The sequence below is a fragment of the Streptomyces sp. NBC_01707 genome, assembly GCF_041438805.1.
Classification (GTDB): domain Bacteria; phylum Actinomycetota; class Actinomycetes; order Streptomycetales; family Streptomycetaceae; genus Streptomyces.
In genome coordinates this window covers 3,933,436-3,954,812 of sequence record NZ_CP109190.1, presented here as the reverse complement: position 1 = coordinate 3,954,812, position 21,377 = coordinate 3,933,436, and the positions used below count along the sequence as shown (strand labels likewise).

The following is a 21,377-nucleotide window of genomic DNA, read 5'->3' as shown; positions in this document are numbered from 1 at the left end:
CCGCAGACCGGATCCGTGAGCCGGGACAGCCCCTAGAGAGCACCCTTTCGGGTGAGGTGATTGAAGCAGAGCCAGCCGGGAAGGACCGGCAGCCACAGCGTCATCAGCCGGAACAGCAGCACGGCAGGCGCCGCGACCTCCTTCGGCAGCCCGACCGCGATCAGCCCCAGCGTCAGCGCACCCTCGACCGCCCCCATGCCGCCGGGCGTCGGCGCCGCCGAACCCAGCGCGTTGCCGGCGAGGAAGACCACCGCGATGCTCGCGTAGCTGAGCTGCGGTACGTCGGGGCCGCTGAACGCCCGGATCGACGCATCCAGACACATCACGAACAGGCCGGTCAGCAGCAGCATGCCGCCGATGCCGGTGAGCAGCTTCTGCGGCCGCTGCACGACGTCCAGCATGCGCGGTACGACTCCGGCGAACAGCGACCGTACCCGCGTCACCACGAACTTCCGCAGGAACGGGATCGCGGTGACCACCAGCACCAGCACCGCGACGGTCAGCAGTCCGGCGATCACCGTCCTGGACGGGGTGAGCGACGACGGGGTCTTCTCGGTACCGGTCAGATAGCCGAAGGCGCCCAGCAGCAGCACATGGCAGCCGAGCCCGAACAGCTGCGAGGCGCCGACACTCGCGACGGCCAGCCCCGGGCGCACCCCGGAACGCTGCAGGAAGCGCGTGTTCAGCGCCACCCCACCGACCGCGGGCGGCGCGACGATCTTCACGAACGAGCCGGCCACCTGCGCCAGCACGGTCTTGCCGAACGGCACCCGCTCGGGGACGAACCCCAGCAGGCTCATCGCGGCCGCGATGTAACTCAGCGCCGAGAACCCGAGCGCCGCCGCCACCCAGCCCCACTCCGCCTGCTCGACGACCGCACCGAAGTCGGCCTCCGTGACCTGGGAGATCAGGAAGTACGCGGCGATGGCACCGGCGATGAAGCTGAGCAGGGTGCGCGGCTTGATCCGCTCCAGCCGAACCGGCTCGACGGGCGCCTGCGGTCGGATCAGCAGCACCTGACGGCGGATCTGGGTCAGCAGATCCTCCTCGCGGGCCTCGTCCAGCGCATCGTCTATCGCCCGCTTCTCGGCGCGCTTCTCCGCCTGCTTCTCATTACGGAGCGCCTTGCGGTCGGCGGGGACCGAGGGGGCCCCTTCCGCCTCCGAGACCTCGGACTCCTGGGCCTTGGCACGCTTGGCGGCGTCCGACGCCTCGAGCACCGCCTCCCGCTCGCGCTGCGACCGCTCCCGGGCGAGCCTGCGCAGCGCCGCCCGGGTGGAGCGGCTGAGCGCGATCGGCTGGAGCAGCGGCAGACAGTTGGCGACGGCGTCGGGACCGAGTACGTCGAGCGCGACCGCGACGGCCCGCTCGGCGCCCACCCGCAGACCGGTGGTGGTGAGCAGTTGGGCGATGTCCATCCGCAGCACCAGGTCACCGGCCGCGATCTCCCCGCCGCGCAGATCGGTGACGAACACCGTGCCGGAAGGCTCCACCAGGATGGCGTCGCCGGTGAGCCGGCGGTGCGCGATCCGCCGCGACTGGAGCGCCTTCACCTGCCGCCAGGCACCGCGCACCAGATCGTCGGTGATCTCCACGTCCTCGAGCGCGTCGAGGGAGCGTCCGCCGATGTGCTCGTAGACCAGCATCACGGCGTCGGGACCGAGCTCGGAGGTGGCGATCAGTTTGGGGGCGTTGGCCCCGGCGGCGATCGCCGCGTAGGCGAGAAGCGCCTCCTGCTCCAGGGCCTGGCGCAGCGACTGGATGGAGCGGCGCTGGGTGAAGGCCCGCAGGGTGAGTCTGCGCCATACCCGGTAGAAGAAGCCCTGGGCCTGCTGTTCCCGGTCGACGACCGTCACGTCCAGCGGTGGACCGTCCTCGAGGGAGACCAGATAGCGGCGTCCCCGGTCGCTCTGGTCGCCGGAGTCGCAGGCGTCGTCGGCGCGCATCGCGGTGACCGGGCGGAAGCCGACGTGGCGCAGACCGGCCATCAGATGCTGGCCGGTCGGCCGGACGTTCGGCGAGCCGACCGCGTACAGCGTGCCGTAGGCCACGGTCCAGCCGATCAGCACGGTCAGGATGATCGAGAACGGTGTCGTATAGCCGCCGACCAGCATGGCGAAGGCGTCGAGCAGCAGTACCACCCACAGCACGACCCGCCAGCGCGGCCGTCTCGCCATGCCGACCGCCGTCATGTAGGCGATGACCGGCGCGAGATAGCCGTGGACGGGATCGGTGAGCGCAGCACCGGGCTGCGGCTGGGTGAGGGCGTCCTGGATGGTGCCGGAGGCGGACTTGGCGACCCACAGGTCGGTGGCGAGCGTCACCCCGTGCGCGAGCACGGCGGCAAGGACCCCGTCCGCGATCCGCAGCCCGTCGCGTTTGATCAGTCGCTCGATGGCGAAGGCGACGGGTACGAGGAGCACGGCGATGCTGGAGACGAGACCGGCGATCTTGATCAGGACGTCGGGCGCCTGGTCCGTGCCCTTGTTGATGTCGTTCTCGAGACCGGTGGTCGTGCCGTGGGCGAACGCGGCGATGGAGAACAGGACGGCGATCGCCAGAACGCCGATGAGGACCCGCATGAGGTCGGAGGGGCGGTGCACACGCGCCGGGAGCAACGGTTCGTCCCCCGAGACACGGTCGGCCTCTTCGGCCGCGCGGACGGTGGAGAGGGTGGAGCCGACCAGATGGTGCGGGCGGGCCCGCAGAGCAGGCTCCTGGTCGCGCGCCTGCTTCCGCTCGCGCTCCGTCCCGGATGACGGCTTCTGCTCCGGTTCCGGCTTCTGCGCCGGCGCCTGAGCCCGGTCCTGGCCTTCGTCCGGGCGTGGCTCGGCATCAGAGGCGTCCGCCGCCTTCGGTGGCTGCACGCCCTGCTCCTTCGCCTCTGATTGGTCTTCGTGTTCTCGTATCACCGGTCACCGCCCGCATGATGGTGGCACGGCCTGGAGACAGAGGGGGGCATCAGGGTGCATTGCACGGTCGCGCGATGGGCAAGATACGCTCCTTTGCTCCTTCGTGCACACTCGGTGAGCGGGTGTGTACGCAGCGGTCGTTCGCGATCCGGGCCGGGCTGTCGGTGGCGTACGGCACCATGGGTCGGATGAGCGAACACCGGACGGGCGACGACGGAGCGAGGGACGAACGTGCGCCCGACGAGCTGCCCGAGTACGCGGAGCGCGTGCTCGATGTAGCCGACCTGATCCCACCCGGCCGTGTCATGACGTACGGGGACATCGCGGAATGGCTGGGCGAGGGCGGGCCGCGCCAGGTCGGCCGGGTCATGGCGCTGTACGGCGGTGCTGCGCCGTGGTGGCGTGTGGTGCGCTCCGACGGGGCGCTGCTGCCCGGCCACGAACTGCGGGCGCTGGACCACTACCGCGAGGAGAGCACCCCGCTGCGCGAGGCGTCGCGCAGCGCGGAGGGTCACATACCGCGCCTCGACATGAAGCGCGCACGGTGGGACGGCGTGACCGGTGGTCACGGCGGGGCCGAGGGCGTCGACGGAGAAGCTCACACCTGACAGCTTCCGCCATTCGATCCCACGACGGGAGCAGCCGGGACCGCAGGACGTGCGAGAAGTGCGGTGCGATCTGCTGCCCGACCTGCTCCGGGACTCACCGCGTACGTGTCCGGGCGGCCTGCGGTACGAGGCGGAACGTGACGATCGCCGCAACGAACTCGCCGCATCGGACCCCTTCGCTGGCGTAGCGTCGACAGTTCGCGGCGCGTACCCCCGCCCCCTCACCACCAGCACTCCCACCAGGACCGGCGATCCACGTGAGCTCCTCCTCCTTCACCCGGAACACTCCGGGCCGTCAGGCACGGCAGGGGGTTCCGCCACGCCCGCTCGGGCATAGGGGGACGACCACGGGCGCGTACCGACTGGTGCGAACCCGGCCGGGTTCCGTGGACCCCCCTCTCCTGGACGCGGCGCAGCAGGCGGTGGTTGATCACCCCGGCGGTCCGCTGCTGGTTCTCGCCGGGCCGGGCACCGGCAAGACCACCACGCTCGTCGAGGCGGTCGCCGCCCGCGTCGCCCGGGGCGGCGACCCGGCCCGCATCCTCGTGCTCACCTTCAGCCGCAAGGCCGCGGTGGAGCTGCGCGACCGGATGGCCGCCCGGCTGGGCGCCGCCCGCGGCCCGCAGGCCACCACGTTCCACTCCTTCTGTTACGCACTGGTCCGCGCCCACCAGGACGCCGATCTCTTCGCCGAGCCGCTGCGACTGCTCTCCGGACCGGAGCAGGACGTCACCGTCCGCGATCTGCTGGCCGGCCAGCTCGAACTGGAGCAGGAGGGCCTCGCGCACATCCGCTGGCCGGACGAGCTGCGGGCCTGCCTGACCACCCGAGGCTTCGCCGACGAGGTACGCGCGGTGCTCGCCCGGAGCCGCGAGCTGGGCCTGGGCCCGAACGCCCTCGCCGACTTCGCGCGCCGCACCGGCCGCCCGGACTGGGGTGCGGCCGCCGAATTCCTCGCCGAGTACCTGGACGTGCTGGACGCGCAGGGGGTACTGGACTACGCGGAGCTGGTCCACCGGGCGGTGCTCCTCGCCGAGCGCCCCGACGTGTCGGCGCTGCTGGCCGGCGAGTACGACGCGGTCTTCGTCGACGAGTACCAGGACACCGACCCGGCGCAGGTGCGGCTGCTCCACGCGCTGGCCGGCAACCGGGGTGGTGCGCCGGGGGCCGGCGGCGGACGGGACCTGATCGCGTTCGGCGACCCGGACCAGTCGATCTACGCCTTCCGGGGCGCCGATGTGAACGGCATCCTCGACTTCCCGGAGACGTTCCGGCGCACGGACGGCGCCCCGGCCCCGGTCGGCGTCCTCACCACCTCGCGTCGCTCCGGCGAACAGCTGCTGGCCGCCACCCGGCTGCTCACCCGCCGGATGCCGCTGACCCGCCTGCCGTCGGCGAAGGTCCGCGCCCACCGCGAGCTCGCCGCGGTACGCGAGGGCGGCCGGGTGGAGGCGTACACCTACCCGACCGCGTCGACCGAACTCGACAACATCGCCGACCTGCTGCGCCGCGCCCATCTGGAGGACGGCGTGCCGTGGAACGAGATGGCGGTGCTGGTACGCGCCGGCGGCCGCACGATCCCGGCGGTGCGCCGCGCACTCACCTCGGCGGGCGTGCCCCTGGAGGTCGACGGCGACGACCTCCCGCTGCGCCACGAACCGGCGGTGGCCCCGCTCCTCACGGCGCTGCGCACGGTCGCCACGGCGGCGCTGCACCGCACGACGACTGCGAAGCAGACACCGGGAGCGGACGCGGTCGCAGATCCCGCCCCGGACCTCGCCCCGGACCCCGCGCCGGATCCCACCCCGGATCCTGTCTCCGACGAGCCCCCTGCGCCCTGGCTCGACACCGAGACCGCTCTCAGCCTCCTCGCCTCGCCTCTCGGCTCGATGGACGCCGCCGATCTGCGCCGGCTCGGACGGGCGCTGCGCGACGAGGAGCGGGCCGCCGGGAATCGCGTACCGGCGCCCTCCGGGGAACTGCTGGCCCGCGCACTCGCCGAGCCCGAGCGCCTCGTCGCGCACGACCCCGCGTACGCCCGTGGTGCCCAGCGTCTCGGCACGCTCCTGCGCAAGGCCCGTGAACTCCTCGAAGGTGGCGGCACCGCCGAAGAGGCCCTGTGGGAGCTGTGGGCCGGTACCCCGTGGCCGGGACGGCTCGAGAGGGCCGCGCTGCGCGGCGGCGCCGGCGGCCGCAACGCCGACCGTGACCTCGACGCCGTCTGCGCGCTCTTCGACACCGCGGCCCGCGCCGAGGAACGCACCGGCGGCCGCGGCGCGCTCAACTTCCTCGAAGAGGTCGACGCCCAGGACATCGCGGCCGACACCCTCTCCAAGCGCGTCGTACGCCCCGACGCCGTACGCCTGATGACCGCGCACCGGTCGAAGGGGCTGGAGTGGCGGCTGGTCGTCGTCGCAGGGGTGCAGGAGGGCCTCTGGCCGGACCTGCGCCGCCGCGGTTCGCTCCTCGAGGCGGACCGGATCGGCCGCGACGGACTCGCCGAACCGCTCACCCCGGGCGCGCTGCTCGCCGAGGAACGCCGCCTCTTCTACGTCGCGGCGACCCGTGCCCGAGAACGCCTGATCGTCACCGCGGTGAAGGCCCCCGCCGACGACGGCGACCAGCCGTCCCGCTTCCTCGCCGAGCTGGGTGTCGAACCGCGCGACGTCACCGGCCGTCCCCGCCGCCCCCTCGCCGTCGCCGCGCTCGTCGCCGAGCTGCGCGCCACCACCGTCGACCCGGACGCCTCCGACGCCCTGCGCGACGAGGCGGCCCACCGGCTGGCCCGGCTGGCCGCACTAGCGGACGACGAGGGCCAGCCGCTCGTACCGTCGGCCCATCCGTACCGCTGGTGGGGCCTGTACGAACCGACCCGCTCGGCCGTCCCGCTCCGCGACCGGGAGCACCCCGTGGCGCTGTCCGGCAGCGCACTCGACCAGCTCGCCAACACCTGCGCCCTGCAGTGGTTCCTCGGCCGTGAGGTGAAGGCGGACGCCCCGGCGACGGCCGCGCAGGGCTTCGGTAACGTCGTGCACGTACTCGCCGACGAGGTCGCCTCCGGCCGTACCCCCGCCGATCTGGCGGTCCTGATGGAACGCCTCGACTCCGTCTGGGACGGGCTGGTCTTCGACGCCCCCTGGAAGTCGCAGCAGGAGAAGGAGCAGGCGCGGGTCGCCCTCGAACGCTTCCTTCGCTGGCACGTCATGGACCGCACCGGCCGCACCCCTGCCGCGAGCGAGCACGACTTCGACGTGACGCTCGAAGCGGGGGAGTACGAGGTACGGATCCGCGGCTCCATGGACCGCGTCGAACGGGACGCCGACGGCCGGGCGTACGTCGTCGACTTCAAGACCGGGAAGCAGGCGCCGACGAAGGACGAGGTGGCCCGTCACCCCCAGCTCGCCGTGTATCAGCTGGCCGTCCGGGAAGGGGCCGTCGACGAGATCTTCGACGGCCACCGTCCCGCCCCCGGTGGCGCCGAACTCGTACAGCTGAGGCAGCCCGCCCCCAAGAAGGAGGGCGGCGACACCCTGCCCAAGGTGCAGGCCCAGGAGCCGCCCACCACGGAGTGGGTCTCCGACCTGCTGGCCACGGCCGCGGGCCGCGTCCTGGACGAACGCTTCACCCCCACGACCGGCCAGCACTGCACCCACTGCACGTTCCGGGCGTCCTGCAGCGCGCAGCCGGAGGGCCGTCACATCCTGGAGTGACGCGGGTATCGGCTGTGGACGGTCAACGCTTGCGGGCCACGGTCACGTAGACGTTGATGTCGTGTCGCCTCGCCGATGCTCATGTACCGGGTCCGGCCGATGGCGTCGAGACCGGCCAGGTGCTCCGCGGAGGGCGCCGTTTCCGGTGCCTCGGCCGCGTCGGCCGCATCGTCCGGGCGCCAGTGGTGCGCGGGGACGATGCCGGGCTCCAGTTGCTCCAGGCCGTTCTCGGTCAGGAAGCGCTCGATGCCGGCACGCGAACGCAGCACGAAGGAGAACCCCCGCTCCCGGAACGTCTCCGCCACCTTGTTGATCGCCACCGGGTTCATGTCCTCGCTGAGGTGGCTCAGGACGAGATGGCTGCCGGAGGGCAGAGCGTCGAGCAGGTTCCGGACGATGTCGTACGCCTCGTCGTCCTCGATGAAGTGCAGTACGGCGGCGAGAACGAGGGCGACCGGCTTGTCGAGGTCGAGTGTCCGGCGTGCTTCCAGGAGGATCTTCGCCGGGTCGCGCAGGTCGGCTTCGACGTAGTCCGTCCTGCCGTCGGCGCTGCTGGTGAGCAGGGCCTGCGCATGGACCAGCACGACCGGGTCGTGGTCGACGTAGACGATCCGGGACTCCGGGGCGATGTCCTGGACGATCTGGTGCACGTTCTGCCGGGTCGGCAGTCCCGCCCCCACGTCCAGGAACTGCCGGATGCCCGCGCGCGTGGTGAGCTCGGTCACGGCCCGCCGTACGAAGTCCCGGTTGTGCCGGACGTCGAGGTGCCCCCGCGGATTGGCCGCCAGCGCCATGGCCGCGGCCTCCCGGTCGACGGGAAAGTTGTCCGTGCCGCCGAGGAAGACGTCATACACCCGGGCCGGATGCGCCTTCGTCGTATCGATGCGCCTCATGAGCCCGGCGGAGTCCGGCCCGAAGTCGGGAGCGGGTGCGTGGGTGCTCATATGACCCTCCTCGTAAGGTCGTTGATGCGATCACACACGATCGGGACCGGTCGGACCTCAACCTGGACCGGTCAGCGACCCCGGACGAGGCACTTCCCGGCCACCGCCCGGTCCGGTTCATCGCGCCGCACGCTGTCGGTCCGCCCGGTTAGCCTCTGTGGAGTGTCCTCACGTATCACCGATCCCGAGCAGCTCAAGGAGCTCCTCGGGATCCCCTTCACTCCGGAGCAGACGGCCTGCATCACCGCGCCGCCCGCCCCGCAGGTGATCGTGGCCGGAGCCGGGTCGGGGAAGACCACGGTGATGGCGGCGCGTGTGGTGTGGCTGGTCGGAACCGGGCAGGTCGCCCCCGAGCAGGTCCTCGGTCTCACGTTCACGAACAAGGCGGCGGGCGAGCTCTCCGAGCGCGTCCGCAAGGCCCTCGTCGCCGCCGGGGTCACCGATCCGGAGGTCATCGACCCGGACAACCCCCCGGGCGAGCCGAGCATCTCCACGTACCACGCCTTCGCCGGACGGCTCCTCACCGAGCACGGACTGCGGATAGGACTCGAACCCACCACCCGCCTCCTCGCCGACGCCACCCGCTACCAGCTGGCCGCCCGCGTACTGCGCGAGGCACCCGGCCCCTACCCGGCCCTGACCAGGTCGTTCCCCACCCTGGTCAGCGATCTGCTGGCCCTCGACGCCGAGCTCGCCGAGCATCTCGTCCGCCCCGAACAGCTCGCGGAGTACGACACCGAGCTCCTCCGTACGCTCGCATCGGCCCGGCTCACCAACGCCGAGCTGCGCAAGATCCCCGAGGCCGCCGAGGCCCGCCGCGAGCTCCTCTCGCTGACCCGGCGCTACCGGGACGCCAAGCGCAGCCGCGACCTCCTCGACTTCGGCGACCAGATCGCGCTCTCCGCCGAGCTCGCCCTCACCCGCCCCGAGGTCGGCGCGATCCTGCGCGACGAATATCGGGTGGTCCTGCTCGACGAGTACCAGGACACCTCCGTCGCCCAGCGGCTGCTGCTCTCCGCACTCTTCGGCAGCGGCCCCGACCGCACCGCCTCCGGGCACGCCGTCACCGCCGTCGGCGACCCCTGCCAGGCGATCTACGGCTGGCGCGGCGCCTCCGTCGCCAATCTCGACGACTTCCCGCGCCACTTCCCGCACGTCGACGGCACCCCCGCCACCCGGTACTCCCTCAGCGAGAACCGCCGCAGCGGCGGCCGCCTGCTGCATCTGGCCAACGGCCTCGCCGAGCCGCTGCGCGCCATGCACGAGGGCGTCGAGGCACTGCGCCCCGCCCCGGGCGCCGAGCGCGACGGCATCGTCCGCTGCGCCCTCCTGCGTACCCACAGCGAAGAGATCGACTGGCTCGCCGACTCGATCGCCCATCTCGTACGGACCGGGAAGGCACCCGGCGAGATCGCCGTCCTGTGCCGCACCGCCGGCGACTTCCCGGAGATCCAGGCCGCGCTCGTCGCCCGCGACATCCCGGTCGAGGTCGTCGGCCTCTCCGGGCTGCTGCACCTGCCCGAGGTCGCCGACCTCGTCGCGGTCTGTGAAGTCCTCCAGGACCCCGGCGCGAACGCCTCCCTGGTCCGGCTGCTCACCGGCCCCCGCTGGCGGATCGGCCCCCGCGACCTGGCCCTCCTCGGCCGCCGCGCCCGTCTCCTCGTCCACCACGCCGCCCACGCCGACGACGAGGACTTCGACCCCGACCGCCGGCTCGCCGAAGCCGTCGAAGGCATCGACCCGGCCGAAGTCATCTCGCTCGCCGACGCCCTCGACACGTTCCTCGATTCGAGCGGTACGGAGGACGACGGGCTGCCGTTCTCCACCGATGCCCGCATCCGCTTCGCCCGCCTCGCCACCGAACTGCGCGACCTGCGCCGCTCGCTGGCCGACCCCCTCATGGACGTCCTGCACCGCGTCCTCGCCACCACCGGCCTCGAAGTCGAACTCTCCGCTTCGCCGCAGGCCCTGGCCGCCCGCCGCCGGGAGACCCTCGCCAACTTCCTGGACGTGGCGGCCCGCTTCGCCGCCGTCGACAGCGAGGCCACGCTCCTGGCCTTCCTCGGCTTTCTGCGCACCGCCGTCCAGTACGAGAAGGGCCTGGACAACGCGCTGTCCGGCGGCGAGAACACCGTCAAGGTCCTCACCGCCCACAAGTCCAAGGGCCTGGAGTGGGACGTCGTCGCCGTGCCCGGCCTGGTCGCCGGCCAGTTCCCCAGCGGCCAGTCCCGCGACGCCTGGACCTCCCAGTCCAAGGTTCTCCCGCACGCTCTGCGCGGCGACGCGGCCACGCTCCCCGTCGTCCGCACCTGGGACGCCCAGGGGCTCAGGGACTTCAAAGCGGAGATGAAGGAGCACCAGCACACCGAGGAGCTCCGCCTCGGATATGTCACCTTCACCCGGCCGCGCACCCTGCTGCTCGGCTCCGGCCACTGGTGGGGCCCGTCCCAGAAGAAGCCGCGCGGCCCGTCCGACTTCCTGCAGGCGCTGTACGAGCACTGTGCGGCCGGACACGGAGAGATCGAGGCCTGGACGGACGAGCCGGCCGAGGACGAGGAGAACCCGGCCCTGGCGGCCACCGCGGCAGCCGACCACGCCTGGCCGCTCCCTCTGGACGACACGGCACTCGCCCGCCGCCGGGCGGCCGCGGACACGGTGCTGGCTCATCTGGAGAAGTCGGCGACGGCGGGGAGCGACTCGGTGCCGGGGGCGTATCCCGCCGCACCGGACGACGCGTTCCCGTTCCCGGACGACGACGCGTACGCCGACGAGGACCCGTACCCGGACGAGGACCCGTACCCGGACGAGGCCGCGGACTGGGAGGCCTGGTCGACCGAACCCCCCGCGGCCCGGGGGCCGGCCCCCGCACCACACGCCCCCGACCCCCACGTCCCCGCGGCCCGCACCCCCTCACGGCTCACCCCGGAGGAGTCCCGCACCCTCGCCTCCTGGGACCGGGACCTCGACGCCCTCGCCGGTGAGCTGCGTCGCGCCCGCGCCACCGTGCGCGAGGTCGTCGTGCCTGCCTCGCTCTCCGCCACGCAACTGCTGCGTCTCGCCGACGACCCCGACGGCTTCGCCCAGGAACTGGCCCGCCCCATGCCCCGCCCGCCCGCTCCGGCAGCCCGCCGCGGCACCCGGTTCCACGCCTGGGTGGAGGCCCGCTTCGAGGAGCTGCCGCTGCCCATGCTCGGCCCCGACGAGCTGCCCGGCGGCGACGAGAGCGACGCCGACATCGCGGACGAGCGCGACCTCGCGGCGCTCAAGGAGGCCTTCGAGCGCACTCCGTACGCCCACCGCACCCCGTACCGCGTCGAGACACCGTTCCGGATCACCCTCGCGGGCCGGGTGATCCGCGGCCGGATCGACGCCGTGTACCGCAACGAGGGCCCCGACGGGTACACGTACGAGATCGTGGACTGGAAGACGACCCGCAATGTGCCCAGCAGCCGGGAAGGCACCCGGGGCACCCCGTCGGCCGACCCGCTCCAGCTGGCCGTCTACCGGCTCGCCTGGGCCGAGCTGCACGACATACCGCTCGACTCCGTCACCACCACGTTCCTGTTCGTCCGCAGCGGGGAAGCCGTCCGTCCCGACCACCTGCCGGGCCGTGCCGAGCTGGAGCAGATCCTCCTGGACGAGCCACCTCCGACGGGCCGATAGGCTCAGGACCATGAGCGACACCCCGGACAGCGCCGTCCGTACGTACACCGAGCAGCACCGCACAGCCTTCCTCGACGACCTCGCCGAGTGGCTGCGGATCCCCTCCGTCTCCGCCCAGCCGGAACACGACGGAAACGTACGGCGCAGCGCCGAGTGGCTGTCCGCGAAGCTCAAGGAGACCGGCTTCCCGGTCACGGAGATCTGGGAGACCGCAGGTGCGCCCGCGGTCTTCGCCGAGTGGCCGTCCGACGACCCGGACGCTCCGACCGTCCTCGTCTACGGGCACCACGACGTGCAGCCAGCGGCCCGGGAGGACGGCTGGGACACCGATCCGTTCGAACCGGTGATCCGGGACGGCCGGATGTACGGGCGCGGCGCGGCCGACGACAAGGGCCAGGTGTTCTTCCACACCCTCGGCGTCCGGGCCCACCTCGCCACCACCGGCCGCACCACCCCCGCCGTGCACCTCAAGCTCCTCGTCGAGGGCGAGGAGGAGTCCGGCTCCCCGCACTTCCGCACCCTGGTCGAGGAGCAGGCGGCGCGTCTCGGCGCGGACGCCGTGATCGTCTCCGACACCGGCATGTGGGACGAGACGACCCCGACGGTCTGCACGGGCATGCGCGGCCTCGCCGAGTGCGAGATCGAGCTGTACGGCCCCGAGCAGGACATCCACTCCGGATCGTTCGGCGGCGCCGTCCCCAATCCGGCGACCGCCGTGGCCCGCCTCGTCGCCGCACTGCACGACGCGGACGGACGGGTCGCGATCCCCGGCTTCTACGACGGCGTGACGGACCTCACCGACACCGAGCGCGCCCTCTTCGCCGAGCTCCCCTTCGACGAGGAAACCTGGCTGCGCACCGCCAAGTCACAGGCGACGACGGGTGAGGCCGGCTACTCCACGCTGGAACGCATCTGGGCCCGCCCCACCGCCGAGGTCAACGGCATCGGCGGCGGCTACCAGGGCGCCGGAAGCAAGACCATCATTCCGTCCTCCGCCCTCGTGAAGATCAGCTTCCGGCTGGTAGCCGGCCAGGACCCCGACCACGTCCAGCAGGCCGTCCGCGCGTGGGCCGAGGCACGGTTCCCGGCCGGCATCCGCCACCGGATCACCTTCGCCCCCGCCACCCGCCCCTGCCTGACCCCGCTGGACCACCCCGCCCTGCAGGCCGTGGCCCGAGCCATGGGACGGGCCTTCGGGCAGAAGATCCTCTTCACCCGCGAAGGAGGCTCGGGACCCGCCGCCGACCTGCAGGACGTGCTCGGCGCACCGGTCCTCTTCCTGGGCATCTCCGTACCGTCCGACGGCTGGCACGCCCCCAACGAGAAGGTCGAACTCGACCTCCTGCTCAAGGGCGTGGAGACCACCGCCCACCTGTGGGGCGAGCTGGCGGCCGCACTCCGCTGAATCCTCTGAACACCCGAACCGTCCCGGGGGAGTAGGAAGCACCTGTGAGCACCTTCGACAACGCCACGACAGACCGGCCCATCGGTCTCACCGCACCCAGCGGCATCGACCGCGCCGCGCACCACCGCCTCGACGAGGCATGGCTCTCCGCCGCCTGGAGCCACCCGACCACCCGCGTCTTCGTGGTCTCGGGCGGGCAGGTGCTGATCGACGACACGGCCGACGGCGGTACGGAGATCGTCATGACCCCGGCCTTCGAGGCCCCGGTCACCGAGACCCACCGCTACTTCCTCGGCACCGACGAGGACGGCGTCAGCTACTTCGCGCTCCAGAAGGACTCCCTGCCCGGCCGTATGGACCAGCCGGCCCGCCCGGCCGGGCTGCGTGAGGCCGGACTGCTGCTCGGCCCCCGCGACGCGGGGCTGATGGTGCACGCGGTGGCGCTGGAGAACTGGCAGCGGCTGCACCGCTTCTGCTCCCGCTGCGGCGAACGTACGGTCATCGCGGCGGCCGGCCACATCCGTCGCTGCCCGGCCTGCGGCGCCGAGCACTACCCACGCACCGACCCCGCGGTGATCATGCTGGTCACGGACGACCAGGACCGTGCTCTGCTGGGCCGTCAGGTGCACTGGCCGGAAGGCCGCTTCTCGACGCTCGCGGGCTTCGTCGAGCCGGGGGAGTCGATCGAGCAGTCCGTGGCCCGCGAGGTGTTCGAGGAGGCGGGCATCACGGTCGGCGAGGTCGAGTACATCGCCAGCCAGCCCTGGCCGTTCCCGTCGAGCCTGATGCTCGGTTTCATGGCCCGAGCCACGTCGTCGGAGATCAATGTGGACGGCGAGGAGATCGAGGAGGCCCGCTGGTTCTCCCGCGAGGACCTGACGGCGGCCTTCGAGTCGGGCGAGGTCCTGCCGCCGTTCGGCATCTCGATCGCGGCACGTCTGATCGAACTCTGGTACGGCAAGCCGCTCCCGAGGCCGGGCAGCGCCGGCTGACGCGCGCTGATCGGCATGCGACCGAGCGTGTGCGGCCCGGTCGCACCTTCAGGACCGCGGCGGTTTCTCCCCCGACGAGACGATCGCGCACCAACCTGGCCCCGGGCCGTGACCGGCGCTGAGGTGGAGCACCACCGGGGAGCGGTCCGACGGAACTCTCGACAACCGTCGATGCCATGCGCCTGGACGACACACCGTGATCCTCGCGATCCTCGTGACACCCAGGAGCGAAACGTGGCCCGACCTCAGACAGCCCGTCCGATGGACGGCACCGTCCTTGCCCGCAGGATCATCGAAACCGGCTCGGCGACGGCAGCGGATCTCCGGCTGCGTACCGGGACGGCACCCTGCCTGGCGACGGCGCTGGTCGGGGAGGACCCGGCCTCGTGACCTACGTCCGGATGAAGCGCCGCCGGTGCGAGAGCGCGGGCATCGAGTCGCGGCACGAGGCCCTTCCCGCCACCTCCACCACACAGGATGTGGTCGACGCGGTCACCGCGCTGTCGGACGACCCGGGCGTCCACGGCATCCTGGTCCAGCACCCTGTGGGACCGCACATCGACGAACGCGCCGAGTTCGAAGCGATCGAACCGGCCAAGGACGTCGACGGGGTCACCATGCACTCGTTCGCGACGATGAGTTTCGGCCTGCCGGGCTTCGTCTCCTGAACGCCCGGCGGAATCATGCGCCTGCTGGACGAGTACGACGTCGACCTCGCGGGAAAGCGGGCGGACGTCGTGGGGCGCAGCGCCTTCCTCGGCAGGCCCGCAGGGATGCTTCTGCTCGGCCGGGACGCCACCGTGACGTACTGCCACTCACGCACCGGCCGACCTCTCGTCGATCGTGCGGGAGGCGCACGTCCTGCCGGCCGCGGTCGGCAAGCCGCGCTTCATCGCCGGTGCGGACATCAAGCCGGGTGCCGTGGTGATCGACGCCGGCTGCAACGAGGCGATGTCGGCGACGTCGACTTCGAGACAGCTGCCGAGCGGGCGCGGCTGATCACCCCGGTCCCGGGCGGTGTCGGACCGATGACCATCGCGGTCCCTCTCGAGCAGACGGTCGCGGCGGCGGCCCGGCAGCTCGGCGTCGTGACCCGAAGCCCGGCTTCCGGGTACGCGAACGCCCGCCGTCCTCCGGGACAACCGGAAGGCAGCGGGCGTTCACGTAGGCGCCTGGCGCCGGCTCTTCGTGCGGGCTCGTCGCCCTGACCACTCGCGTCGGCGAAAGGAGCGCAAGCTCGCGTGACTCAGACGCCGATCTTCTGCTTCACCTGGGCCAGCGAGGGGTTCGTCAGCGTCGAACCGTCCGAGAAGAGCACGGTCGGAACGGTCTGGTTGCCCCCGTTGGCCTTCTCGACGAAGGCCGCGGACTCCGGGTCCTGCTCGATGTTGATCTCGTTGTACGTGATGCCCTCGCGGTCCATCTGGCCCTTGAGCCGACGGCAGTAACCGCACCACGTGGTGCTGTACATCGTCACAGTGCCCGGCATGTTTTCCCGCTCCTCTGTCTCGTTCGTCTCGTCACGTTGCGTTGCCGCGTCTAGCGGAAAAGCTGGAAAGGTGCCCCCCGCAGGGAGTGGAACGTACGTGACCTGGCCGCCATTCCCGCAGGCGCCCCCGCATTAGTACGACGGATGTCGCTCCCCTGTGGACAACTTCCGCGTCCGCCTCTCCCGACCTGGCAGCATGGCGGGGTGACATCAGCAACGCATTCCTCTCTCTTCCCCCGGGTCCCCGAGTCGGCGGACGCCGTGCTCGACGGGCTGGACCCCGAGCAGCGCGAGGTCGCCCTGGCCCTGCACGGCCCGGTGTGCGTGCTGGCCGGAGCCGGTACGGGCAAGACGCGCGCGATCACGCACCGCATCGCGTACGGGGTGCGTGCCGGGATACTTCAGCCGACGAGTGTGCTGGCTGTCACGTTCACCAACCGGGCAGCGGGCGAGATGCGGGGCAGGCTGCGCCAGCTCGGCGCGGCCGGGGTGCAGGCGCGGACGTTCCACTCCGCCGCCCTGCGTCAGCTCCAGTACTTCTGGCCGAAGGCGGTCGGCGGTGATCTGCCGCGGCTGGTGGAGCGCAAGGTCCAGCTGGTCGCCGAAGCCGCCGCCCGCTGCCGCATCCGGCTCGACCGCAACGAGCTGCGGGACGTCACCAGCGAGATCGAGTGGGCGAAGGTCACCCAGACCGTGCCCGCCGACTACCCGGCCGTGGTCGCCAAGACCCAGCGGGACGCCCCGCGCGATCCGGCCGAGATCTCCCAGATCTACGCGATGTACGAGCAGCTGAAGCGCGACCGCTCGGTGATCGACTTCGAGGATGTGCTGCTCCTCACCGTGGCGATCCTTCAGGACCGCCATGACATCGCGGACCATGTCCGTCGCCAGTACCAGCACTTCGTGGTCGACGAGTACCAGGACGTCAGCCCGCTCCAGCAGCGACTCCTCGACCTCTGGCTCGGCGACCGGGACAACCTGTGCGTCGTCGGGGACGCCGGCCAGACGATCTACTCGTTCACCGGGGCCACCCCCGACCACCTGCTGAACTTCCGCTCCCGCCACCCGAACGCGACCGTGGTCAAGCTGGTTCGGGACTACCGCTCCACGCCCCAGGTCGTCCATCTCGCCAACGGCGTGCTCGGCCAGGCCCGCGGCCGCGCCGCGGAGCACCGGCTCGAACTGGTCTCGCAGCGCGAGCCGGGGCCGGAGCCGGCCTATACGGAGTACGCGGACGAGCCCGCCGAGGCCGAGGGCACCGCGCGCCGGATCCGCGATCTGATCGCCGCGGGCGTCCCGGCCGGTGAGATCGCCGTGCTCTACCGGGTCAACTCCCAGTCCGAGGTCTACGAGCAGGCCCTGTCCGACGCGGGCGTGCCGTACCAGCTGAGGGGAGCGGAGCGCTTCTTCGAGCGCGCGGAGGTACGGGAGGCGGGCGTCGCCCTGCGCGGCGCCGCCCGCGCCGGGGGTAACGACTCGTTGCTCGACGACGCGGAGGGGCTGCCCTCGCAGGTGCGGGCGGTCCTCTCCACCAAGGGCTGGACCACTGAGCCGCCCGCCGGCTCCGGGGCGGTGCGCGACCGTTGGGAGTCCCTGGCCGCCCTGGTCCGGCTGGCCGAGGACTTCGAACAGGCCAAGCCGGGGGCGACGCTCTCCGACCTGGTGGCGGAGCTGGACGAGCGGGCGGCCGCCCAGCACGCCCCCACCGTCCAGGGAGTCACGCTGGCGTCACTGCACTCGGCGAAGGGCCTGGAGTGGGACGCCGTGTTCCTGGTCGGGCTGACCGAGGGCATGATGCCGATCACGTACGCCAAGACCGACGAGCAGATCGAGGAGGAGCGCCGACTGCTGTACGTCGGCGTGACTCGGGCACGCTTCCATCTCTCGTTGTCCTGGTCGCTGTCCCGGTCGCCCGGCAGCCGCGGCGGACGGCGCCCGAGCCGCTTCCTCAACGGGCTGCGCCCCGGCTCGGCGGCGCTCGGCGGCCGCGGCGCGGCCGGCACCGGAGGCATCGGCGGGGGAGGCATCGAGCGGCCGGCGGTGGCCAAGCGCAGGCGCCGTGGCCCTGCCCTGTGCCGGGTCTGCGGCAAGACCCTCACCGACGCGGGTGAGATGAAACTGATGCGCTGTGAGGACTGCCCCTCCGACATGGACGAGGGGCTGTACGAGCGACTGCGCGACTGGCGTGCGGAACAAGCCAAGGAGATCGGCCAGCCGGCCTACTGCGTGTTCACCGACAAGACGCTGATGGCGATCGCGGAGTCGGTCCCGGCCGGCGACGGTGAACTGGCCAGAATCCCCGGGGTCGGTGTCCGGAAGTTGGACCGGTTCGGTGCCGCGGTGCTGGCCATATGTGCAGGTCAGGACCCAGACGACGGGCTCGGAGGAGCTGACGAGGAGGTGTGAGAAAAACTCGTCGAAAAAATAGTTTGCGCCTGCCCCAGTCATCACCATAGGTTCTTAACCACGGGAACAGCGACTTCTCTGAAGCCCTCACCCCGTGCTGTACTTATCCGAATACGCAGGACCGGCGAGACCGGTCCCCCCGAGACGCCGAGAGGAGGCGATTGTCGTGATCAGCATCATCGAGACCAACAAAATGACCGATCCGTCGGTCGTCTCCGCCTGCTCGCTCGGCCTCGCCTGCTCTTCGGAATCTTCGCTGCGTGGCACCGGTCTGTCCGGCATTTCCGCCGCCGGCCCGCTGTCCCTGGCGAGCCTCCCCGTGCGGGAGCGCAATGAGCGACCGACCCAGGCACCGACGGCAGCAGTAGCGAAGGGACAGGCCAAGGCGGCCTATGCCTTTGCGGCAGTCGGTGCCGGAGCCGAGCAGCAGACGACGCACCACCACAAGATGTGGGCCTTCCGTGGGCCTGAACCCTGGAGTGATCCAGCCTGATGGACCATCAGGCCGGCGCCTTCAGGGCCGCGGAACCCCACTCGGGATCCGCGGCCCTTTTGTTTTGTCCAAACGGACGACACAGCGAGAAGGGGCCTCGGGACAAGCAGCACCCGGTACCAGCAGCCACCCGGCCGACCGGCCGGAACGACCAGACGAGGACACCACCACCGTGCAACTCGAAGCGCACGCCCCGTCCGTACCGCCTTCCGAAACGATCCCCCCGCCCGGCCTCACGGAGGACTCCACCTTGATCCCCCTCACTGCGCTCACCGCGCTCGACGACGCCATCGAGAACCTCGGCGTGCCCGTCCCCTGCCGTTCCTACGACCCGGAGGTCTTCTTCGCCGAGTCGCCGGCCGATGTCGAGTACGCCAAGTCCCTCTGCCGCACCTGCCCGCTCGTCGAGGCCTGCCTCGCCGGCGCCAAGGAGCGCCGCGAGCCGTGGGGTGTCTGGGGTGGCGAGCTCTTCATCCAGGGCGTCGTCGTCGCTCGCAAGCGGCCGCGTGGCCGTCCGCGCAAGAACCCGGTCGCGGCGTGATCGCCGGACTGGGGGTCACGGCCCCCAAACCCATGAAGCGCATCGGAACCATCGACCGTCCCCGAACCCACGATCCCCGAAATCAGGCACCAATGTCCGTCCCCACGAATGAGCCCGTCGGCTCCGCAACACCGAACGTCACAAGCATCGGCGCGAACGACTCGCGTCAGAACAGGACCCGCGAAATGCAACTCATCCCAGAAGCTCTGGCTCGTGCGCATATGCACGACCGCCTGAGGGAGGCCGATGCGGAGCGCCAGGCCGTGCGCCTGGTCTCCGCCCGGCGGATGCAGCGCCGGGCGGAGCGCGCTTCGATGCGTGCCCGCCGCGCGCTGGCCATGGCGGTCATGCACTAGTCAGGCCGAAAAACCGCTTCACCCGCAGCCGGACAGCCGCTCTGCCCGGCAGCGATCAGCACCTTTTGTCAGTACCCCTTCCGCGGGGCCGGTCCGGACGGACCGGCCCCGCGGTCGTGCTGTGTGGTGACGTGCCGCGCGACGGGGACGGAGTTATCGTCACGAGGTGAACGAGGAGACTCATCACCCCGCACAACCGGGCGGCCGTGTCGTGGTGTGCGCCCGGTGCGACACCGCCGCCGACAGCGAGTACGCGCCGCCGACCTGGGTCTGTTCCGTGGAGAACGGCAGACGCCAGTATTTCTGCGACAACTGCGCCCGCAGCCATATCAGGGCGATCGAAGGCCGCCTCGACTCGCCCTGGTGGTGACAGGCCGGCCCCGTCCGGTCCCGGGGCCTACGCCTCGGCTGCCGCGTCGCCCACCCGCTGCTCCTGCTCCGGCAGGTCCGCGATCGACAGGTCCTCGACGGGCAGGTCCTCGACGGGCAGGTCCTCGATCGGCAGGAACCCAGGGACCCAGGACTCCAGTTCGTCCCTCAGCCGCACCGTCGCACCCAGTTGGCACAGCACCCCGATCGTGCTCAGCGTCACCCGGTGTATGAGCAGATAGGCGGGCGGCAGGTTCAGCTGCTTGCCCAGCTGATGGGCGGGGGAGCGGAGATCCGCTATCCGAGCCGCCTGATTGCGCATCCAGCTCCGGGTGAAGGTGAACTCCTCCACCTGCGCCGGCTCGATGATCGGCAGCAGATAGTCGAGTACCGCATTCGGGTCGAGGTCGATCGACTCCTTGACGAAGCCTTCCTCGCGCAGCAGCTCGTACACCGCTTCCGCGTCACCCGCCAGGGTGAGTCGCAACGAGTCCCCGATGGGCTGCGGCAGACCGCCCGGCAACCGGTCCACCGTGCCGAAGTCCAGCACCCCGAGCCGCCACTGTCCGGCCCCGCCTTCCTTCGTGTCCGCAGGCAGCAGCCGGAAGTTGCCCGGATGCGGGTCCGCGTGCAGCAGACCCGTGCGCGCCGGACCCGAGAACAGGAAGCGGGCCAGCAACTGGCCCGCTCGGTCCCGCTGCTCCTGCGTGCCGTCCGTGATCACCTCGGAGAGCGGTACACCGTCGATCCACTCCGTCACCAGCACCTGGTCCGACTGGTGCACCACATCGGGGATCACCACATCGGGATCGTCCGCGAACTCCTCGGCGTGCTCGCGCTGGGAGCGTGCCTCCAGTTCGTAGTCCAGCTCCTCCGACACACGGTCGCGGAGCTCGGCGATGAGCGGCTTGATGTCCATCCCGGGAATCAGCGGGCCGAGTAGCCGGGCGAAGCGACTGAGTTGGGTGAGATCCGAGAGAAGGGCCTCCCCGGCGCCCGGGTACTGCACCTTCACCGCGACCTCGCGGCCGTCGTGCCAGACCGCCTGGTGCACCTGCCCGATCGAGGCGGCGGCCGACGGCTTGTCCTCGAATTCGAGAAACAGCTCCCGCCAGTCCTCGCCGAGCCGCTCCTCCAGTACCGCGTGGACGGTGCGCGTCGGCATGGGGGGCGCGGCTTCCTGCAGTTTGGTGAGCGCCGCCCGGTACGGCCCGGCAACCTCCTCGGGGAGCGCCGACTCGAAGACGGAGAGGGCCTGACCGAGTTTCATGGCACCCCCCTTCAGCTCCCCCAGGGTCTTGAACAGCTGGTCCGCCGTCCTTTGCTGGAGCTCACGGGCCACTATCTCCGCGGACCTGCCGCCGATCCGCTTGCCCAGACCCCACGTGGCCCGGCCGGCAAAGCCGAGTGGCAGCGCGGCCAACTTGGCGGTACGGGTGACCGCTTTCCGGGGTAGATCAGACATACGCCCCTCCAAATCCCAGACTGC

At 71.4% G+C, this 21,377-nt stretch carries 13 protein-coding genes and 2 pseudogenes; 11 read left to right on the top strand and 4 right to left on the bottom strand.

Annotated features, from left to right (window positions below; genetic code table 11):
- Nucleotides 1-32: 32 nt before the first annotated feature.
- A complete protein-coding gene (locus OG963_RS17680) occupies nucleotides 33-2,867 on the bottom strand; it encodes a lysylphosphatidylglycerol synthase domain-containing protein (RefSeq protein ID WP_093772727.1) in 2,835 nt (944 codons plus the stop codon).
- Between the two features lie 233 nt (nucleotides 2,868-3,100).
- Here OG963_RS17680 and OG963_RS17675 point away from each other — a divergent pair, with 233 nt between their 5' ends.
- Entirely contained in the window at nucleotides 3,101-3,520 is a 420-nt protein-coding gene (locus OG963_RS17675; RefSeq protein WP_030915490.1) for an MGMT family protein, read from the top strand.
- Between the two features lie 257 nt (nucleotides 3,521-3,777).
- Nucleotides 3,778-7,230 (top strand): ATP-dependent DNA helicase, encoded by a 3,453-nt coding sequence (locus OG963_RS17670; RefSeq protein WP_093929424.1) that lies wholly within the window; start codon nucleotides 3,778-3,780, stop codon nucleotides 7,228-7,230.
- A gap of 22 nt (nucleotides 7,231-7,252) precedes the next feature.
- Here the strand turns inward: OG963_RS17670 and OG963_RS17665 are convergent.
- Nucleotides 7,253-8,174 (bottom strand): annotated as a pseudogene (locus OG963_RS17665) (SAM-dependent methyltransferase).
- A 162-nt stretch (nucleotides 8,175-8,336) separates the two neighbouring features.
- Here OG963_RS17665 and OG963_RS17660 point away from each other — a divergent pair.
- The 4 genes and pseudogenes from OG963_RS17660 to OG963_RS17645 form a co-directional block, all read left to right on the top strand.
- Nucleotides 8,337-11,837: a UvrD-helicase domain-containing protein gene (locus OG963_RS17660; RefSeq protein ID WP_371799227.1), complete on the top strand. Its 3,501-nt coding sequence runs from the start codon at nucleotides 8,337-8,339 to the stop codon at nucleotides 11,835-11,837.
- Nucleotides 11,838-11,847: 10 nt separating this feature from the next.
- Nucleotides 11,848-13,242, top strand: coding sequence for a dipeptidase (locus OG963_RS17655; protein ID WP_371799226.1), 1,395 nt, complete (start codon nucleotides 11,848-11,850; stop codon nucleotides 13,240-13,242).
- A gap of 44 nt (nucleotides 13,243-13,286) precedes the next feature.
- A complete protein-coding gene (nudC, locus tag OG963_RS17650; RefSeq protein WP_030915503.1) occupies nucleotides 13,287-14,234 on the top strand; it encodes an NAD(+) diphosphatase in 948 nt (315 codons plus the stop codon).
- Nucleotides 14,235-14,495: 261 nt separating this feature from the next.
- Nucleotides 14,496-15,322: pseudogene (locus tag OG963_RS17645) on the top strand (bifunctional 5,10-methylenetetrahydrofolate dehydrogenase/5,10-methenyltetrahydrofolate cyclohydrolase); the annotation flags it as partial.
- 158 nt (nucleotides 15,323-15,480) lie between these two features.
- On the opposite strand, the gene OG963_RS17640 reads toward OG963_RS17645, so the two are convergent.
- On the bottom strand, nucleotides 15,481-15,723 hold the full coding sequence (locus OG963_RS17640; RefSeq protein ID WP_030915506.1) for a mycoredoxin: 243 nt from the start codon (nucleotides 15,721-15,723) through the stop codon (nucleotides 15,481-15,483).
- Nucleotides 15,724-15,927: 204 nt separating this feature from the next.
- Here OG963_RS17640 and OG963_RS17635 point away from each other — a divergent pair, with 204 nt between their 5' ends.
- From OG963_RS17635 to OG963_RS17615, 5 genes are all read left to right on the top strand, one after another.
- The gene (locus OG963_RS17635) at nucleotides 15,928-18,129 is read left to right on the top strand and encodes an ATP-dependent DNA helicase UvrD2 (RefSeq protein ID WP_093929420.1); all 2,202 of its coding nucleotides are present in this window, start codon (nucleotides 15,928-15,930) and stop codon (nucleotides 18,127-18,129) included.
- Nucleotides 18,130-18,295: 166 nt separating this feature from the next.
- A complete protein-coding gene (locus OG963_RS17630) occupies nucleotides 18,296-18,622 on the top strand; it encodes a hypothetical protein (RefSeq protein WP_093929419.1) in 327 nt (108 codons plus the stop codon).
- Between the two features lie 172 nt (nucleotides 18,623-18,794).
- The gene (locus OG963_RS17625; RefSeq protein ID WP_030915514.1) at nucleotides 18,795-19,163 is read left to right on the top strand and encodes a WhiB family transcriptional regulator; all 369 of its coding nucleotides are present in this window, start codon (nucleotides 18,795-18,797) and stop codon (nucleotides 19,161-19,163) included.
- A gap of 32 nt (nucleotides 19,164-19,195) precedes the next feature.
- A complete protein-coding gene (locus tag OG963_RS17620; RefSeq protein WP_030915517.1) occupies nucleotides 19,196-19,519 on the top strand; it encodes a hypothetical protein in 324 nt (107 codons plus the stop codon).
- Nucleotides 19,520-19,685: 166 nt separating this feature from the next.
- Entirely contained in the window at nucleotides 19,686-19,889 is a 204-nt protein-coding gene (locus OG963_RS17615) for a hypothetical protein (protein WP_093772710.1), read from the top strand.
- A 27-nt stretch (nucleotides 19,890-19,916) separates the two neighbouring features.
- Here the strand turns inward: OG963_RS17615 and OG963_RS17610 are convergent, their stop codons facing one another.
- Complete coding sequence (locus OG963_RS17610) at nucleotides 19,917-21,353, bottom strand: ABC1 kinase family protein (RefSeq protein ID WP_371799225.1); 1,437 nt, start codon at nucleotides 21,351-21,353, stop codon at nucleotides 19,917-19,919.
- Between the last annotated feature and the right edge of the window lie 24 nt (nucleotides 21,354-21,377).

Coding starts and splice junctions, on each gene's coding strand:
- OG963_RS17675 (WP_030915490.1), top strand. CDS start 3,101: ATGAGCGAACACCGGACGGGCGACGACGGAGCGAGGGACGAACGTGCG.
- OG963_RS17655 (WP_371799226.1), top strand. CDS start 11,848: ATGAGCGACACCCCGGACAGCGCCGTCCGTACGTACACCGAGCAGCAC.
- OG963_RS17640 (WP_030915506.1), bottom strand. CDS start 15,723: ATGCCGGGCACTGTGACGATGTACAGCACCACGTGGTGCGGTTACTGC.
- OG963_RS17620 (WP_030915517.1), top strand. CDS start 19,196: ATGAAGCGCATCGGAACCATCGACCGTCCCCGAACCCACGATCCCCGA.
- OG963_RS17610 (WP_371799225.1), bottom strand. CDS start 21,353: ATGTCTGATCTACCCCGGAAAGCGGTCACCCGTACCGCCAAGTTGGCC.